The sequence below is a fragment of the Bradyrhizobium sp. JYMT SZCCT0428 genome (assembly GCF_018131075.1).
Taxonomy (GTDB): Bacteria; Pseudomonadota; Alphaproteobacteria; order Rhizobiales; family Xanthobacteraceae; genus Bradyrhizobium.
Genome location: NZ_JAFCLS010000013.1, coordinates 70,094 through 86,783 on the forward strand (window position 1 = coordinate 70,094; position 16,690 = coordinate 86,783).

A 16,690-nucleotide genomic window follows, 5' to 3' on the forward strand; every position below is an offset into this window, starting at 1 on the left:
CCGTCCCCTCGTTCGTCCACCCGATGAGCCCACGCCGACGACGGCCCAATAATCCTCGCAAATCTGCCTGTCGACCCCGCGCGGACCACCGTTTCCCTCCAAATCACCGAGCCTGCCGATTCACCCCAACCGACAAGGACATTTGTCATGACTTCCATTACGCCGTTCCTCTGGTTCGACAACAACGTCCCCGCGGCCGTCGCCTTCTACAAATCGGTGTTTCCCAACGCCAAGGTCGAGGTCGTCAATGATTTCATGGCGAGTTTCGAACTCGAGGGGCAGAAGTTCAACGCCCTCAATGGCGGTCCCAAATACAAATTCAACGAGGCGATCTCCTTCTTCATCAGCGTCGAGACCCAGCAAGAGGTGGACTATTTCTGGAGCAGACTGACCGCCGACGGCGGCGAGGAATCGCAATGCGGATGGCTCAAGGACAAATTCGGCCTGTCCTGGCAGGTGATCCCTACGGCTCTCGGTCGTTACCTCGGCGATCCCGATCGAACGAAGGCCGATCGCGCCATGCAGGCCATGATGAAGATGCGAAAGATCGTCATTGCCGACCTCGACAAGGCGTTTGCCGGCTAAACCCTGACACAGCAAGGCGATCAAGCTAACAATGAACCCCGGGCGCGCCAACACGCGCCCGGGCCGGTTTATCTGACTATGCCGAAGCGGGCATCGGCGCCGCTTGCGCCTTGTCCACGTTCGGATTCGCCTTGGGGAACGGCTTGAAGGTCATCGCAATCAGGAATGCGCCAAGTCCCATGGCCCAGGAGCCGACATACAGCCACGTGTAGCTGGCAAAGGTGTCGTAGATCAGACCGCCGGCCACCGGCCCCGTGGCCATGCCGAGGCTGCCCGCCATCGAGGTGCCGCCGATCACGGTGCCCATCATCTTCAACGGGAAATTCTCGCGCACGATCGCGGCATATAACGGCATGGTACCGGCATAGATGAAGCCGAACACCGCCGCCACCGCATAGAACGCGGCGAGATCGCGCACGAACACATAGGCCAGCGCACCGAAGGCCTGCACCAGTAATCCGGCCACCAGAACACGCTTGGCGCCAAATTTGTCGCCGAGCAGGCCGAAGCCGATACGGCCGCCGAGGCCTGCGAAGCCTTCGAGGCTGTAGATCGAAACCGCCGCGATCAGCGGAATGCCGCAGCTAACGGCATAGCTCACCGTATGGATGATCGGTCCCGAATGGGTGGCGCAGCAGAAGAAATTGGTCAGCAGCAGGATGATGAACTGCGGCGATCGCACCGCCTCGCCCACCGACATCTCCGCCTGCGGCCCGCCATTCGCGGGCGCCGTGGCGCTGGCGGCGGCAAGCGCCGGCGGACGCCGCACCAGCAGCGATACCGGAATCATGATGACGGCAACGATAAGGGCTACGATTTGCAGCGTCGTTCGCCAGTCATGGCCCGAGACCAGCCAGGCCACCAGCGGCGCCATGGTCATCGGCGCGATCCCCATGCCGGCCGACACCAACGAGACCGCAAGGCTCACGCGGGTGTCGAACCAGCCGGTGACGCAGGCCATCATCGGCGCCAGGATCGCCGCGATCGAGCCGCCGACCAGCACGCCGAAGATGAACTGGAACGCCAGCAGCGAAGTCGCCTGGCTGGCGAGCAAAAAGCTTGCCGCGAGTACGGTCGATCCCGTCAGCACCACCGGCAACGGCCCGAACCGGTCGGACAGATTGCCCCACAGCATGCTGCAGCACGCCATCGCCAGGAAGCCGATCGTCATCGCGCTCGATACGCCTGCGACCGACCAGCCGGTATCGCGCGTGATCGATTGCAGCAGCACCGGCAGGGAAAACATCGCCCCGACCGCGACGCAGCCCAGCGTGCCGCCGGCCGCGACGATCACCCAACGATAGCGAGAATGGTCCATTACAAATCTCCGTTTTGGCGCTTCTTTGTTCAAGACGTACGAGAAGCGCCAAAGGCGACATGCCGCCGGATAATTTTTTAATGACCGTGGCCAGTTCAGGAACTGGCAGCAGGTGGCATCTTGTCGAATTTCGGCAACGCTGGATCGAGATCATCCCAGGCGTGGCCGCGCATCGCGTAGGTAACGACTTGCGGCTTGAACCGGCTGGGATCGTCGAGGCTCGCCGCATGCACGGTGAAGAGATCCGGCATCGCCGCAAATGTCAGATAGACCGGCGCCCCGCAGGCCGGGCAGAAACTGTGCGTCTTCACATTGCCGCTGTCGCCGACGACGTCGCAATGTGCCGCCCGGCCGTCCAGCTTCACGTCCTTCCTGCCCATGAAGGTCAGATAGGAGCCGTGCCCGGTACCGCTCCTGCGCTGACAGTCCTGGCATTGGCAGTGGTTCATGAAGACGGGCTCGGCGGAAATTTCATAGCGGATCGCGGCGCAGGCGCAGCCGCCGGTAAAAGCTTTGCTCATGTTGTTCCTTTTCGTTGGGGTGATGCGAGGTAATCTGGATTTCGAGAGCAGGATCAGCACTGGGCGACACCGTTTCGCCGGCGAGAGATCAGCTTGAGCCATGGCGCCAAATGGAATGCGCTCATCAACAAGTACATCGGGACCATTCCGCTCAGCGGCGCTGCACCCGAACACAACGCATCGAGCGATCCTCTGCCGTAGACGGAAGTCAGCAGCGCCATGATCGCAAACGTCGGCGCGGCGGTGAGGTATAGAAAATCGGCGGCGCCGATCGCGGCCGCGCGGGAGCCGCGTGTGACGACATGCGTCTCACTCATGGTTATTCTCCTGCAGCAAAGCGCTGTTGCGCCCCTACCTGTCCGGGCACCGCTCGCGCAGCACGGTGCGCGAGCGGGTGATGCTTCACGTCTCAGGCTAGCCGGCTTGTTTCCGCATCGCGGCTTCGCCGGCGTCCGACACCTCGACCCATTTCTTGTCGGGCGCGGCGTCGGGGACATAGCTGTCGTGCCAGTTCCACCATTTGTAGGTCGGCGTCTGCGGAGTGCCTTTCGGAGAATCCTCCCAGACTTCCTGGCGGCCGAGCGGCGTGATGTCGAGGTAGTTCCAGGTGCCGCCCATCTGCTCGTCGCCGCGGTTGTTGATGAAGTAGGTCCGGAAAATCTTGTTGCCGTCGCGGACGAACACGTTGGTGCCGTGCCATTCGTCGACGCCGAAGTCTTTGTCGAAGCTGTCGGTGATGGTGTACCAGGGCATCTTCCATTCCATCCGCTTCTTCAGCCGCGCGATGTCCGCCTGCGGCGCGCGCGAAACGAAGGCGAGCGTGGTGTCGCGGGCGTTCAAATGAGCGACGTGGGCGACCTGGTCAGCCACCATGGAGCAGCCGCGGCAGGCCTGTTCGGGCCAACCGTGGACGCCGGGCTCGAAGAAGGCACGGTAGACGATCAACTGGCGGCGGCCATCGAACACATCGGCCAGGCTCGCTTTGCCGCCGGGTCCTTCGAACGCGTAACTCTTATCCACCGCCATCCACGGCATCCGCCGGCGCTCGGCGGCCAGCGCATCACGGGCGCGGGTATTTGCCTTCTCCTTCACCAGCATCTGCTGACGTGCGGCTTCCCACTCCTGTGCCGAAACGACATGAGTCTTCATTGCTAGAGTCATAGCTAGCCTCCTGTTGGTTGCGGTGCTTGCGTTACGCGTCGTGCTGCGGCGTCAGGCCGGAAGCCGCCGGTCGTATTCGTCTCGCAGACGACTCCAGCCTTGCCAGAACGGCGCTGGCTCCTTGCCCGATGCGCGGGCGACCAGGACATCGAGGTGCATATGCCAGCCGGCGCCGACCTTGAGCAGGGTCGAGCGATCGGGCAGGCGGCGATGGATCACCGTCAGCAGCACGCCCTGCCCCTTTGGCTCCAATTCAAACGTCACGTCGCCGCTGTTGTTCCAGGCGATGGAAAGCTTGCGCATCGGATCGAGTTCGGTGATCCGGCTTTGCATGCGGTGCTCAACGGGGAAATCGGCCGGCCGCGGGCTTGGCGGATCGTTGAGCTCGCCGTTGCGCCAGACGAATTCGAAGGGTGCACCGACCTTCATCTCCATCGCGCCTGCCGCCAGCCATTTGCGGCGCAGCTCGCTGTCGGTGAGATAGGCCCAGATGCGCTCGATCGGACCGGGCAACAGCCGCTGGATCTTCAGCGTGGTGGGTTCGATCAGCGTGCCGTAAGCATCGGGTGTCTTCGCATCCATCGTTCCACTCCTTCACGTCTTGCTTTTGTTTGCCGCCGCTTCGTCTTCGGCGCGCAACAGGGATTCCAGCGTGTCGAGTTTTTCATTCCAGAAGCGTTCGTAACGCCGCAGCCACTCATTGGCTTCGGCGAGCCGCGCCGCTTGCAGGCGGCACAGATGAGTTCGGCCCTGGATCGTGCGCGTCACAAGGCCGGCACTCTCGAGCACCCGCACATGTTTGGAAGCGCCCGCGAAACTCATGCTGAACGGGGTCGCCAGTTCCCCGATCGTGAGTTCGCGTTCCGCGAGCTGGCCGAGCATCGCCCGTCGGGTCGGGTCGGCCAGCGCATGAAAGACGGCATCAAGATGGGCTTGTTGTTCAACCATGTGGTTTAACATAGTCGCCCGAAGTGAATTGTCAACCGATCGGTTTAACTTCTTTGTGATCGAGTTCTGGGGTTCCGAGGCTAGCCGTCCGGCACAGTGTAGACGTCGCAGGGAGCGGCGATGCCGCGCAGCGGATGCGTTCCGAGCGGGATCAACTTTGCGGTGGTCTCGGCGGCGACCGCACCGGAAATCAAAACCGTCCGGCCGAGCGGCCGGCAAAGCCCTTCGAGCCGACTGACCAGATTGACGGCGGGACCGATCGCGGTGAAATCCAGCCGGTCCGCCGCGCCGACATTGCCCCAAAGGATTTCGCCGAGATGCAGCGCCGCGCCAAACGCCAGCGATGGCAACCCCTGCTCTCGCCTGATCCCATCAAGATGCGCCATGCCGGCTTGCGCCGATGTAACTGCACGAAGCGCCGCGTTGCAGGCATCGCCGAGTTTTTCCCCAGTGACTGGAAAGATCGCCAGCATGCCGTCACCGATGAATTTCAGCACCTCGCCGCCAAAGGCGTGAACGGCGCCGGCCATGCAATCGAACCAGGCATCGAGCGCGGTGATGACCGCCGAGGGAGGATTGCTTTCGGACAGAGCAGTGAAGCCGCGCAAATCGGCGTACAGCAACGCGGCACGGATGGTTTCGCCGACATCGCGCCGCAGCGGTCCCGCCAAAACGCGCGCCGCACTACGCCGGCCGAGATAGGCCTCGAGCGTTGCGGTCAGCGTCGCGCGCGCTGAAAGGGCTGCGAGTGGTGCTGCGGCAAAACGGGCGACCTCGCGCAGCCGACCGATCTCGGATTCCGCGAACGGGTGCGGAGCGATCCAGCCAAGCACAGGTCCATCTGGTCCCGCGCCCACGACGTCTTCATGCACCATTCCGCCCGTGAGCCCGGCCAGCCAACGTCGACCTGCATCGCCAGCGGAATCCTTCTGTCCTGCACCTGCCGGCGCAAAACCCACCGCCTCGATCACCACGCCGTTCTCGGCCCGCCACAACCACGTGCGGCGCGCAATGATCGGATGCGGAACCGCGAGCGTCAGGGCACCGCCGGCGAGCGGCAGATTATCAGCGATCAAATGCGCACCGAGTTCGGCAAGGAACCGGTCCGCACCCGGTGAAGCGCCCGCCGCATCCACCAGCCATGTCAGCGTCGAATTGAGTTGCATGGGCCGATCATGTGGCAGCGGCGCATCATTGTCATCAACCGCCCTTGGTAAATCCGCCCGCGGGCATATGTTCGCATCGGTTGCACCTTCTTCATGCCAACGATCAACGAGGTTTTCGATGACTGAAGCGTTCGTCGTCCAGCGCGAGACCCACATTGCGGCGCCCCGCGCCAGCGTGTTCGCCTTCCTCACCGATCCCGACAAGATCGTGCAGTGGATGGGCACCGAGGCGACGACGCAGATGCATCCGGGCGGACTCTATCTCCTGAAAGGCGTCGGCAGCGCCACGGCGCGCGGCGCGTTTCGTGAAGTCGTGCCGGTGCACCGCCTCGCCTACAGTTTTGGTTGGGAAACCAACGACGAGGTGCCGCCGGGATCAAGCCTGATCGAAATCGATCTGATCGAGAAGGATGGCGGCACGCTGCTGCGCATGACCCATAGCGGCCTTCCCAACGAGGCGACCCGCGCCAGCCATGACAAGGGTTGGGCGCATTATCTCGGCCGGCTGACATCAGCCGCCGCCGGCCGCGATCCTGGTCCCGATCGGGGCCCGAACGGCACGCGCGGCGCGGCGTGATCCATCCTGCACGTCAATCCATTCTTCACCGCCATTCGGAATGGCGTTCCTGCGCCAGCATGCCGGTGATCCAGTCAACAAAGGCGATGATTTCCGGATTGGCGCGATCCTCGCGGCGATAGAGCAATCGGTGAGCGACGGCAGGAATGCCGAGCGGCCCGAAAGGCATGATCAACGCGCCTCGGCGCAGATGGTCACCCGCCTGCAAGGTCGATTCGAGAGCGAGGCCCAGCCCGTCCGCGGCGACCGCAAGTGCAAGATGGGCCCGGTCGAACTGCAGGCCGCGCGGATTGAGCGGCACCAGCCGCGCATGCCTGGCCGACCACTGGTCCCACGGCACCACGCAACGCAGCGAGTGGATCAGCGGCACGCGGGCGATATCGGCAGGGCTCGTCAATCGGTGCTCGTCGACGAAGCTCGCGCTCGCCAGCGGCACGATCAACTCCTCGACGAGCGGCACCGCCTCGCAGGATTCCGGCACCGGACGCGCATACTGGATATCGACCAGAATGCCGTCCTGGCCGAGCCGCGCCGGCTCGTGACTGGCGTAGAGCGCAATGTCGATCGCCGGGTGCTCGCGCAGGAACTGGCCGAGCCGTGGCACCAGCCAAAGCGTCGCGAAGCTTGGCGAGGCGTGGATCGGGAGCCGGCGCACGCCGGCGCCGGAGGCGACACGGCTGGTTGCGGTCACGAGCCGGGCGAAGCTCTCGCCTATCGATGCGCTGTAGGTCAGCGCCTCCTCGGTCGGAATGACAGTGCGCTTGACGCGCAGGAACAGCGGGCGCCCCAGCGTGCCTTCCAGCGCGCGCATCTGATGGCTGATCGCCGAAGGCGTCAGGTTCAACAGCCTGGCTGCACCGACAAAGCTGCCGGTTTCCATCACGGCGCGGAAGGTCAGCAGCCACTGCAGGGGCGGCAACTCGCCAATCATTGACGAATACGGCTCATCGATTCAGGCATCCTTATTCGCTTTTATTGCTCCATTTGCTCATGCTAGCACGCAGAAATGAGGAATGCAGCTCATCAAATGAAGCTGCTGACGATCGGGAAGAGACGTCACCCGCCATAGTGGGGGCTGACATCGGCAGGCGGCGCAAGCCCCTGGTGATCGCTGTACGCCGCCAAGTAGGCGGAACGGCATGGCTGTTTCCGTCGATTCCTCACTGGATGAGGCTGGCCCGATCATCGATCGGCCGAAGGCGGAAGGCGCACCAACATGAACCTGCATCGCATGCTCCTGGAACGGAAGGCGGCCGGACGGCCGGTCACGGTCGCCATCATCGGCGCCGGAAAATTCGGAACGATGTTCCTCTCGCAGGCCCGCAACACCGACGGCATGCACATCGTCGGCGTCGCCGACCTCAACACCGCGCGCGCCCGCTCGCAGTTGCAGCTCGCCTGCTGGCCGCAGGAGCAATATGCGGCCGCCTCGATCGAGGACGCGCTCAAGAATGGCGCGACGCATATCACCGACGATGGTGACAAGCTGGTCACCCATCCCGGAGTCGAGGTCGTCATCGAAGCGACGGGCGATCCCGGTGCCGGCATCCGCTTCGCGCTGAAAGCGATCGAGCACGGCAAACACATCATCATGGTCAATGTCGAAGCCGACGCCGTCGCCGGCCCGATCCTGGCCCGCAAGGCGAGCGCGGCCGGCGTGGTCTATTCGCTCGCGTGGGGGGACCAGCCGGCGCTGATCGCCGACCATGTCGACTGGGCGCGCGCCGCGGGCTTCAAGGTGGTGTCGGCCGGCAAAGGCACGCGCTACCACCCGACCTACCACCAGTCGACCCCCGACACGGTCTGGGACATCCTCGACAAGTACATGAAGATCAAGGATCGCAACTCGATCAATCCGAAGATGTTCAACAGCTTCGTCGACGGCACCAAATCGGGCATCGAGATGACCGCCGTCTGCAATGCGACCGGCCTTCATGCGCAGGCAAACGGCCTCTCCTTCCCGCCGGCGACACGTTTCGAGCACGCCGAGATATGCAAGCCGAAATCGGACGGCGGCGTCCTGGAGCGCAGCGGCGTTACCGAGGTCACCTCCTCCGTCTACCGCGACGGCACCGATGTCCCCAACAGCCTCGTCATGGGGACCTATGTCGTGTTCGAGAGCGATAGCGCCTATAGCGAGGAGTGCTTCCGCGAGTACAGCATGCTGCCGGACAAGACCGGCAAGTATTCCTGCCTGTACCGGCCGATCCACATGATCGGGCTTGAACTCGGCATCTCGGTCGCCTCCGCCGCCCTGCGCAAGGAGCCGACGGGCGCGCCGATCATGTTCAACTCGGATGTCGTCGCCACCGCCAAGCGCGCGCTCAAAGCCGGCGAGATGCTGGACGGCGAAGGCGGCTTCTGCGTCTGGGGCAAGCAGACACCCGCCTCGGCCTCGCTCGATGAAGGTTACCTGCCGCTCGGGCTCGCCCACAACGTCAAGCTCAAGACCGACATCGCCGAAGGCCAGCGCCTGAAATGGAGCGATGTCGCGTACGACCCCGCCAATCTCGCCGTAAAAGTCCGGCGCGAGATGGAGGCCGCCTTCGCGCGCCCCAACACCCGCGTCGCCTGACCGACTTCATGACGGGGTGCGCCGTGGCGCCCCGTCATCGCCGCAGAGCCCGAACAACGGGCCGAACCACAACCGAGGAGGACTAACCATGACGACCAAGGGACGAAGCTGTCTTTCCCGGCGCGGCGCTGATCAGCATGCCGGGCGTGCTCAGGGCCCAGAAGCTCAGCTGGATCGGCGCCAGCGCAGCCTCGCAGCAGGATTTCATAGGCATCAGCCTCGATTTCTTCAGCAAGCGCGTTGCCGAACTGAGCAAGGGCCAGATCGAAATCACCGGCCACCATGGCGGCGCGCTCGGCGGCGAACGCGAGCATGTCGAGGCCGTCCTCCAGGGCGCGATCCAGATCGCAACGCCGGGCCAGGGCGTGGTCGCCGGCTGGTACCGCCCGGCAGAGGTCTGGACCCATCCCTATTTGTTCAAGGACGTCGCCCACAAGGATCGCGTCTGGGACACGATGCGCGCTGAATACCAGGATGATATCGCCAAGACATCCAAGCTGCGGCCGCTCGGCGCCATCCCGCGCATGCCGCGCATGCTCTCCTGCAACCGGGTGGTGAAAGTGCCCGCCGACATGAAGGGGCTCAAAATCCGCGTGCCGGAAACCGCGCTCTGGCGCCGCACCTTCGAACTGTTCGGCGCCTCGCCTACCCCGCTTCCCTTCCCCGAGGTCTTCCAGGCCCTGAAGTCGAGCGTGATCGACGGCCAGGAAAACCCGATGGGCCTGACCTACAATTCCGGCATCTTCGACGCCAACACCCATCTGTCGTTGACCGAGCACATGATGCAGGACAACTGCGTCCTCATGAGCGAACAGGCCTACCAGAAACTGAGCCCGGAGCTGCGCCAGGCCGTCGATCAGGCCGCGCGCGACATGGAAGCCGAGATGCGGCCGAAGGTGATCGCCGACGACGTCCGCGTCCTGGAACTGATCAAGGCCAAGAAGATCGTGATCTCCGAGGTCGACAAGGCGGCCTTCACCGCGACGGTGAAGAGCCTGACGACCGAGTTTCCGGCCGGCAAGAAATGGGCCGACCGCATCGGCCAGATCGCCTGACGCGCTCAGACTTGCTGCGGATGCGCGTCGCTTCGGTCCACGGCCGAAGCGGCGCTTAACGGCGTACCAGAAGGCAATTCTTGTTTGACAGCAGAGCATCCCGCATGAAGGCGCTCATCGGCAGGCTATCGGACGTCATCACCGAGATCGCCAAGTTCGCGCTCGGGCTCTGCGTCGCGGCGATCGTGCTGATCACACTCGCCGCCGTGTGGTGGCGCTATGTCATCAACGCACCGATTGCCTGGATCGAGCAGGTCTCCAACATCCTGTTCATCTGGATCACTTTCATAGGCGCGGCGGTGCTCTACCGGCAAAAGCTGCATATCGGCGTCGACATGTTCATCGGCATGCTCAAGGGACGCGCCCAGCAGGTGATGTTCTGGGTGATCGAACTCGCCAACCTGACCTTCATCATTGTGCTGTTCATCTACAGCCTGAAGCTCTCGATCGACGTCCTGCCCAACACCTATGGCGCGCTCGATATCACCCCGGCCTTCTTCTATTTCTCGGCGCCGGTCTCCTGCGCGATGATGATGCTCTACTTCATCGAGAAGATCGTCGATCCCTCCAAGCGTCAGCCTGACGGCTTCGCGGGGGATTTCTGAGATGAGCACCGTTCTGATCGGCGGCTTCTTCCTGCTGCTCGCATTGTCGGTGCCGATTGCCTTCGCGATGGGGCTCGCCACCATCGGCGCGATCCTGGCCCATGGCTCGCTGCCGATGTCGATCCTGGCGCAGCGCACGCTGGTCGGCGCCGATTCCTACGCGCTGCTCGCGATCCCCTTCTTCATCCTGGCCGGAAACCTGATGAATGGCGGCGGCATCACCCACCAGATCATCAACCTCGCCGACGCCATGGTCGGCCGGTTCCGCGGCGGTCTGGCGCTGACCTCGGTGACGGCGGCGATGATCTTCTCCGGCCTGTCGGGGTCGGCGGCTGCCGATGCCTCGGCGCTCGGCAAGGTGCTGATCCCGGCGATGAAGAAGCAGGGCTATGGCGGCGGCTTCGCTGCGGCGCTGATGGCGGCAGCCTGCGTCAACGGGCCGATCATCCCGCCCTCGATTCCGTTGGTCATCTACGGACTGTCCGCAGGAAAAGGCGTCTCGATCATCGCGCTGTTTCTCGGCGGCATCGTGCCGGGCATCCTGCTTGCGCTGTCGCTGATGGTCGCGGCCTACTGGATTTCGGTGAAGCGCAACTACCCCGTCTCGGAAGCCGTACCGATCCGGCAGATTCCGCGGCTGTTCCTGCCGGCAAGCTGGGCGCTGATGATGCCGGTGATCATCCTGATCGGCGTCACCGGCGGCATCGTCACGGTCACCGAGAGCGCCACCATCGCCGTGGTCTACGCCGCCTTCATCGGCTTCTTCGTCTACCGGGAGCTCAGCCTCAGGACGATCTGGCCGATTCTGATCCAGACCGCCCTCGACACCGCGCTGGTAATGTTCATCATCGCGCTGTCATCGGGTTTCGGCTGGCTGCTCGCGGTTTCCGGCACGCCGCGCGCACTCGCGGTCTGGATCGGCTCCCTCTCCTCGGACCCGACGATCATCCTGATGATGATCAACGTCTTCCTGCTCATCATCGGCATCTTCATGGAGCCGCTGCCGGCGATGTTCATCCTGATCCCGGTGCTGGTGCCGGTGGTCCAGGCCGTCGGCATCGACCTCGTCCATTTCGGGCTGGTGATGGTGTTCAACCTCTGCCTCGGGCTGATCACGCCACCGGTCGGCATCCTGCTCTACATCTGCGCCAACTTCGCCGGCGTGAAGCTGGAGGAAGAGAGCCGTGAACTCGGCCCCTTCCTGGGCGCCGGGCTCGCGGTACTGATCATCATCTCGCTGTTTCCCGCGACGGTATTGTGGCTGCCGAAACTGCTTGTGGGCTACGGCCAGTAGACGCAGCGAATCGCTCGCGTTTTCGATGCTGCGCCTCCGCACTCACCGATCCGCCAGTTTGCATCCCGGCTGCGGCGCAATCTGGCCCAGCGCGCGAACCGTGACGAGTTCGCTCCCTTGTGTCCTGGCGATGAACATGTTCATCGTCACGTAATGGTTCTGGTCGATCGTCACCGTCCCGGTCGGCGATGGAAAGACGAGCCCCGCCAGCGCGTCGATGATGGCCTCCTTGTCGACCTTGCCGGCCTTCTCGATCGCCGCCTTGAGCGCGATCAGCGTATTGTAATGCGTCATGACGTAGTTCGACACCAGCACGTCAGCGCCGCCCCGCGCGCGGACCTTCGCAACGAACGCCGTCATGGCGGGATCGTCGCTGGTCGCAACCGAAGGCACCGCCGTGTACATGTCCTGGCCCTTGCCGCGGAAAATGCCGAGATCGATTTCGGACAATCCAAGGAATGCGACCGTCGTCTCCTTGAACAATCCCTTTTCGTCGGCCTGTCGGATGAAATCGATACCGTCGCCTTTCAGCGCGAACAGCAGCACCTTCGGCTTGGCCGCCGCCACCTGCGCGATCAGCGGGGTGAAATCCGTCTCGGTGCCCAGAGTATATTGCGTGCCGACGACCTTTCCGCCGAGCTTCTCAATCAGCGGCTTTGCAATATCGAACATCTGGTGCGGCCAAACCCGGTCGGCGCCCAAGAGGAAATAGGTATTGCCGAAAGTCTGATTCATGTAGGGCAGTAATTGGCCCATGTCCTGGTTGGGCACCGTCGAGAACGAGAAAACATAGCGGCTGCATTTGCCGCCCTCATAATTGGTGGCGTAGAGCAGCGGAGTTTTCGAGCTCTCGGCTATTGGCACGACCGCATTCAGGTTCGCTGAGGTGATCGGGCCGACTACCGCGACAACGCCATCGGCGATCAACTTGCGCATCGCGTCCTCGGCGGAGGGCGGCCTCGTCTTGTCGTCGGCGTAAATCACTTCAATCGGTCTGCCGAGGATGCCGCCCGCCGCGTTGATTTCCTTGGCTGCGAGGTCGAGCCCAAGCTTGGCCTGCTGGCCGTAAAGCTCAACGCCGCCGGAAAACGGCAGCACCGCGCCGACACGGATCGGCTCGGCGGCACGGGTGCTGCTGAGGCCTACGCCACAGACCAGCAGCGCGAGCGCCATGCGTTTGATCGACCACAATGCCATGCGCGCGCTCCACAACGAGAATCGGTTGCGGCGAGCCTACAAGGAATTCGACGGCCAAGCAGCAGTGCGGACTTACGCCGCGGCGAGCGACCGTTTGGTAAATTCGCTTGCCTTCAAACGGCCAACCAACGCCGACAGTTCCTCGACCTCTGATGCTGTCAGGTCGGTCAGCGGCGAGCGCACCGGGCCGGAATCACGGCCGATCACTTTCATCCCGGCCTTGATCATCGAGACCGCATACCCGCGCTTGCGGTTGCGGATCGCAAGCAGCGGCATGATGAAATCGCGCAAGCCCGCCTGGACGGTTTCGCGGTCGCGCCGCCGCACCGCGGCGTAGAATTTGGTCGAGAACTCCGGCACGAAGTTGAACACGGCGGAAGAATAGGTCGTGACGCCCATTTCCAGATAAGGCAGTGCGAAGGTCTCCGCGGTGGGCAATCCGCCGACATAGGTCAGCCGGTCGCCCATGCGCAGATAAATCCGCGTCATCTGTTCGATGTCGCCGACGCCGTCCTTGAACCCGACGAGGTTCGGGCAGCGCTCGCACAGTCTTGCGATCGTATCCTCGGTAAGGATGGCGTTGTCGCGGTTGTAGACGATGACGCCAAGGCTGGTCGCCTTGCACACCGCCTCGACATGATCAGCCAGCCCGGCTTGCTCGGAGAAAACCAGATAGGGCGGCAGCAGCAGGATGCCGTCGGCGCCGGCACACTCGACGGCGGCCGCAAGTTCGGTCGCCATCGCTGTGCCGTAACCGACGCCGGCGAGGACCGGCACGCGGCCGGCGGTCTCTTGCACCGCGGTTGTAACGACGTCGACGACTTCCGCCGGCGTCAGCGAGAAGAATTCGCCGGTGCCGCCGGCTGCGAACAGCCCGGCCACCTCATAGCTGCACAGCCAGTCGAGATTGGAGCGATAGCGCGCGGCGTCGAATTTGTTGGCGGCGTCGAACGGCGTGACGGGAAACGACAGCAGCCCGTTGCCGATCGTCAGTGCCATTTCCTTCGGGGTCATTCTGCTCATCGCTGCGGTCCTTGCTGTGAAGAACTCAGGAGTAGACCGGGACTGATGCCGCCGCAGACCAATTGCTGGATCGAATGATCCATTGATTGGATGGCTCAGGCCCCGGCCAGATCGCGGGCGATCGCCGCGATCACCGGCAACAGCGGATTGTCATTGTCGTCCCGCCAGACGAAGTAGAGTTCGGCCGCCCGATGCTGGTCGTCCGCCAGCGGCCGCAGCGCGACGCCCCTGAACTGCAGTTTCTCGGCCGCTTCCGGCACGAGGGCGACGCCGACGCCGGCTTGCACGATGGCCAGGATCGAATGGATCTGCGCGAGGTGCTGGACATAGACCGGCGCCAATGCGGCGCGCGAGAACAGCTCCACCAGCAGATCATGGAAGTAACGGGCCTCATACGGTGCGTAGGTGATGAACGGTTCGGCCGCGAGATCCCTAAGATCGATCGTCGTCGCCCCGGCGAGCTTGTGCCCGGCCGGCACGGCCGCGATCATCCGTTCGGCCTTGACCCGGAAAAACTGCAGGCCGGTGCGCGGGATCGGCGGCCGCAACAGGCCGATATCGATTTCGCCGGCACCGAGACGCTTGAGCTGGTCGCCGCTGACCATTTCCTTGAGGATCAGCTCGACGTCAGGCAATTGCTGGCGGCAGGCCGCGACCAGCTCCGGGACATAACTATAGGAAGATGCGGCGGTGAAGCCGATATTGACCGAGCCGGCCTTGCCTTCCGCCACGCGCCGCGCCAGCAGCGCCGCGCTTTCGGTCAGCTTCAGGATCAGCCGCGCCTCAGTCAGGAAGCTTTGTCCGGCCGGTGTCAGGCGGACCAGGCGATTGCCGCGCTGAAGCAGTTTTACACCCAGGATCCGTTCGAGAATCTGGATCTGCCGGCTCAGCGGTGGTTGCGTCATGTTCAGCCGGGCAGCAGCGCGGCCAAAATGCAGTTCCTCCGCCACGGCCACGAAGCAGCGCACCTGACTCAGTTCGAACATCCCACTCCCTTTATTCTTTGCCGCATACCGGCCCCGCCTCGCTAGCCTAGCGCATGTCCGCAATATGATCCAAAATTGGTATCGGACCATCCTCATTCTGGTTAGCTATTGGATCGGTCATCGCCTATCGTGCCATCAGCGCGGCCAAAGACCGCGATGCGCGACGCCGCAGGCGCTTGCGCGAATTCGACCGGAGGAGAAACCATGCTTCCACGTTTCGGGCGCCGCGCCGCCCTCGCCGCCGCCGCCGCCATCCTGTTCAGCCAACTGCCGGGCACAGCTTCCGCCCAAAATTTCGACCGGCCGGTGCGCATCATCGTGCCGTTCGCGCCCGGCGGAACCTCCGACATCCTGGCGCGGCTGATCAGCCCGAAACTGTCGGCGGCGATCGGCCAGAGCGTGGTGATCGAGAACAAGCCCGGCGCATCAGGCAATCTCGGCGCCGACACCGTCGCCAAGGCGACGCCTGACGGCACGACCTTGCTGCTGACCGATCTCGGTTCGCTCACGACGGCGCCCAGCCTGTTTTCGAACCTGACCTATAGTCTCGAAAAGGATCTCGCCCCGGTCACGATGGTGATGTTCGGCCCCTATGTGCTGGCCGTGCATGAATCGATCCCGGTCAAGACGGCGGCGGAACTGATTGCCTATGCCAAGGCCAATCCCGGCAAACTCGCCGTTGCCAATTCCGGCGTCGGCGGCGCCAATCACATCACCGCCGTGGTGATGCAGAAGGAACTCGGCATCCAGTTCAAGCACGTGCCCTACAAGGGCGGCGCTGCGGCCACCCGCGCCGTCGTCGCCGGCGAGAGCGGCGCCCTCATCAATGGCGCCTCAGCCACCCTTCCCTTTGTGAACAACAAGCAGTTGATCGGCCTCGCTGTCACCGGCGAGAACCGCGTCCCCTCCGCGCCTGACGTGCCGACGTTCAAGGAAGCCAAGCTGCCCGGCGGCGAGTTCGGCACCTGGCAAGGCATTGTCGTGGCCAGCGGTACGCCGCCGGCAGTGATTGCACGCCTCAACGCCGAGATCGGCAAGATACTGGAGACACCCGAGATCAAGGCCAAGATTGCCGAACAGGGCGGCGAAGTCCGCGCCGGCAGCACGGATGCGATGGCGACCTGGCTGAAGGATTCAACGAAGCGCTGGGGCGACATCATTCGAGAAGCCGGCATCAAGGGCGAATGAGCCGATCGACAGGTGTGATGCGAGGCTTGCGATGAACGCCCGCCGAACGGATTGGCAGGACCTGCTCTTCGGCCTGTTCCTGATCGCTGTCGCTGCAATCGCGCTGGCGGCGACGCGCACCTTGTCGGGCGGCAATGCCGCCGACATGGGGCCGGGCTACATGCCGCGCGCCATCGCCATCATGCTGCTGGGCTTCGGGCTCTGGTTCAGCGTCCGCGGCATCCGCCGCCCCTTTGTCGGGATCGCGCCGGTCCGGCTGCAGCCCCTGCTCGCGATCACGGCATCGGTAGCCGTATTCGCACTGACAGCAACGCGCTTCGGCCTTGCGCTGTCGTCCTTTGCTGCCATCCTGATCGCAAGCCTGGCGACACGGGAAGCGCGGCCGATCGAAACCCTGCTGTTCGCGCTGGGGCTTTCGGCGGCCGCGGTGCTGCTCTTCGTCAAGGCGTTGGCCTTGCCGGTGCCGATCTGGCCTGGAGCATGGTTCTGAT

19 protein-coding genes are annotated in these 16,690 nt (G+C 63.7%); 8 read left to right on the forward strand and 11 right to left on the reverse strand.

Annotated features, from left to right (window positions below):
• Nucleotides 1-147 precede the first annotated feature (147 nt).
• The gene (locus JQ575_RS15325; RefSeq protein ID WP_212034073.1) at nucleotides 148-585 is read left to right on the forward strand and encodes a VOC family protein; all 438 of its coding nucleotides are present in this window, start codon (nucleotides 148-150) and stop codon (nucleotides 583-585) included.
• Between the two features lie 76 nt (nucleotides 586-661).
• Here JQ575_RS15325 and JQ575_RS15330 read toward each other — a convergent pair whose 3' ends face one another.
• The 7 genes from JQ575_RS15330 to JQ575_RS15360 all read right to left on the reverse strand — a co-directional run bounded on the left by JQ575_RS15330 (nucleotide 662) and on the right by JQ575_RS15360 (nucleotide 5,699).
• Complete coding sequence (locus JQ575_RS15330; RefSeq protein WP_212034074.1) at nucleotides 662-1,903, reverse strand: MFS transporter; 1,242 nt, start codon at nucleotides 1,901-1,903, stop codon at nucleotides 662-664.
• A gap of 95 nt (nucleotides 1,904-1,998) precedes the next feature.
• Nucleotides 1,999-2,424 (reverse strand): GFA family protein, encoded by a 426-nt coding sequence (locus JQ575_RS15335; protein ID WP_212034195.1) that lies wholly within the window; start codon nucleotides 2,422-2,424, stop codon nucleotides 1,999-2,001.
• A gap of 53 nt (nucleotides 2,425-2,477) precedes the next feature.
• Nucleotides 2,478-2,741, reverse strand: a complete 264-nt coding sequence (locus JQ575_RS15340) for a hypothetical protein (protein ID WP_212034075.1) — start codon at nucleotides 2,739-2,741, stop codon at nucleotides 2,478-2,480.
• A 97-nt stretch (nucleotides 2,742-2,838) separates the two neighbouring features.
• Nucleotides 2,839-3,585, reverse strand: coding sequence for a DUF899 domain-containing protein (locus JQ575_RS15345; protein ID WP_212034076.1), 747 nt, complete (start codon nucleotides 3,583-3,585; stop codon nucleotides 2,839-2,841).
• 51 nt (nucleotides 3,586-3,636) lie between these two features.
• The gene (locus tag JQ575_RS15350) at nucleotides 3,637-4,167 is read right to left on the reverse strand and encodes an SRPBCC family protein (RefSeq protein ID WP_212034077.1); all 531 of its coding nucleotides are present in this window, start codon (nucleotides 4,165-4,167) and stop codon (nucleotides 3,637-3,639) included.
• 12 nt (nucleotides 4,168-4,179) lie between these two features.
• Nucleotides 4,180-4,533 carry a helix-turn-helix transcriptional regulator gene (locus JQ575_RS15355; protein ID WP_212034078.1) on the reverse strand — a complete coding sequence of 118 codons (354 nt, stop codon included), beginning with the start codon at nucleotides 4,531-4,533 and terminating at the stop codon, nucleotides 4,180-4,182.
• Between the two features lie 80 nt (nucleotides 4,534-4,613).
• Nucleotides 4,614-5,699 carry an adenylate/guanylate cyclase domain-containing protein gene (locus JQ575_RS15360; RefSeq protein ID WP_212034079.1) on the reverse strand — a complete coding sequence of 362 codons (1,086 nt, stop codon included), beginning with the start codon at nucleotides 5,697-5,699 and terminating at the stop codon, nucleotides 4,614-4,616.
• 118 nt (nucleotides 5,700-5,817) lie between these two features.
• Between JQ575_RS15360 and JQ575_RS15365 the strand changes: the two genes are divergently transcribed.
• Nucleotides 5,818-6,276, forward strand: coding sequence for an SRPBCC family protein (locus JQ575_RS15365; RefSeq protein WP_212034080.1), 459 nt, complete (start codon nucleotides 5,818-5,820; stop codon nucleotides 6,274-6,276).
• 25 nt (nucleotides 6,277-6,301) lie between these two features.
• Here the strand turns inward: JQ575_RS15365 and JQ575_RS15370 are convergent, their stop codons facing one another.
• On the reverse strand, nucleotides 6,302-7,207 hold the full coding sequence (locus JQ575_RS15370) for a LysR substrate-binding domain-containing protein (RefSeq protein ID WP_212034081.1): 906 nt from the start codon (nucleotides 7,205-7,207) through the stop codon (nucleotides 6,302-6,304).
• Between the two features lie 285 nt (nucleotides 7,208-7,492).
• Between JQ575_RS15370 and JQ575_RS15375 the strand changes: the two genes are divergently transcribed.
• From JQ575_RS15375 to JQ575_RS15390, 4 genes are all read left to right on the forward strand, one after another.
• Complete coding sequence (locus JQ575_RS15375) at nucleotides 7,493-8,851, forward strand: NAD(P)H-dependent oxidoreductase (protein ID WP_212034082.1); 1,359 nt, start codon at nucleotides 7,493-7,495, stop codon at nucleotides 8,849-8,851.
• 137 nt (nucleotides 8,852-8,988) lie between these two features.
• Nucleotides 8,989-9,906, forward strand: coding sequence for a TRAP transporter substrate-binding protein (locus JQ575_RS15380; RefSeq protein ID WP_212034083.1), 918 nt, complete (start codon nucleotides 8,989-8,991; stop codon nucleotides 9,904-9,906).
• Nucleotides 9,907-10,010: 104 nt separating this feature from the next.
• Entirely contained in the window at nucleotides 10,011-10,511 is a 501-nt protein-coding gene (locus JQ575_RS15385; protein WP_212034084.1) for a TRAP transporter small permease, read from the forward strand.
• A 1-nt stretch (nucleotide 10,512) separates the two neighbouring features.
• Nucleotides 10,513-11,805: a TRAP transporter large permease gene (locus JQ575_RS15390; protein ID WP_212034085.1), complete on the forward strand. Its 1,293-nt coding sequence runs from the start codon at nucleotides 10,513-10,515 to the stop codon at nucleotides 11,803-11,805.
• Between the two features lie 42 nt (nucleotides 11,806-11,847).
• On the opposite strand, the gene JQ575_RS15395 is transcribed toward JQ575_RS15390, so the two are convergent.
• The 3 genes from JQ575_RS15395 to JQ575_RS15405 all read right to left on the reverse strand — a co-directional run bounded on the left by JQ575_RS15395 (nucleotide 11,848) and on the right by JQ575_RS15405 (nucleotide 15,011).
• Nucleotides 11,848-13,002, reverse strand: a complete 1,155-nt coding sequence (locus tag JQ575_RS15395; protein ID WP_212034086.1) for a substrate-binding protein — start codon at nucleotides 13,000-13,002, stop codon at nucleotides 11,848-11,850.
• A 72-nt stretch (nucleotides 13,003-13,074) separates the two neighbouring features.
• The gene (kdgD, locus tag JQ575_RS15400; RefSeq protein WP_212034087.1) at nucleotides 13,075-14,025 is read right to left on the reverse strand and encodes a 5-dehydro-4-deoxyglucarate dehydratase; all 951 of its coding nucleotides are present in this window, start codon (nucleotides 14,023-14,025) and stop codon (nucleotides 13,075-13,077) included.
• Between the two features lie 95 nt (nucleotides 14,026-14,120).
• Nucleotides 14,121-15,011 carry a LysR substrate-binding domain-containing protein gene (locus JQ575_RS15405; protein WP_212034088.1) on the reverse strand — a complete coding sequence of 297 codons (891 nt, stop codon included), beginning with the start codon at nucleotides 15,009-15,011 and terminating at the stop codon, nucleotides 14,121-14,123.
• A gap of 204 nt (nucleotides 15,012-15,215) precedes the next feature.
• Between JQ575_RS15405 and JQ575_RS15410 the strand changes: the two genes are divergently transcribed.
• Both JQ575_RS15410 and JQ575_RS15415 read left to right on the forward strand, forming a co-directional pair.
• Nucleotides 15,216-16,199, forward strand: a complete 984-nt coding sequence (locus JQ575_RS15410; RefSeq protein WP_211994527.1) for a tripartite tricarboxylate transporter substrate binding protein — start codon at nucleotides 15,216-15,218, stop codon at nucleotides 16,197-16,199.
• Nucleotides 16,200-16,230: 31 nt separating this feature from the next.
• Nucleotides 16,231-16,689: a tripartite tricarboxylate transporter TctB family protein gene (locus tag JQ575_RS15415; protein WP_192739635.1), complete on the forward strand. Its 459-nt coding sequence runs from the start codon at nucleotides 16,231-16,233 to the stop codon at nucleotides 16,687-16,689.
• Nucleotide 16,690: the final 1 nt, after the last annotated feature.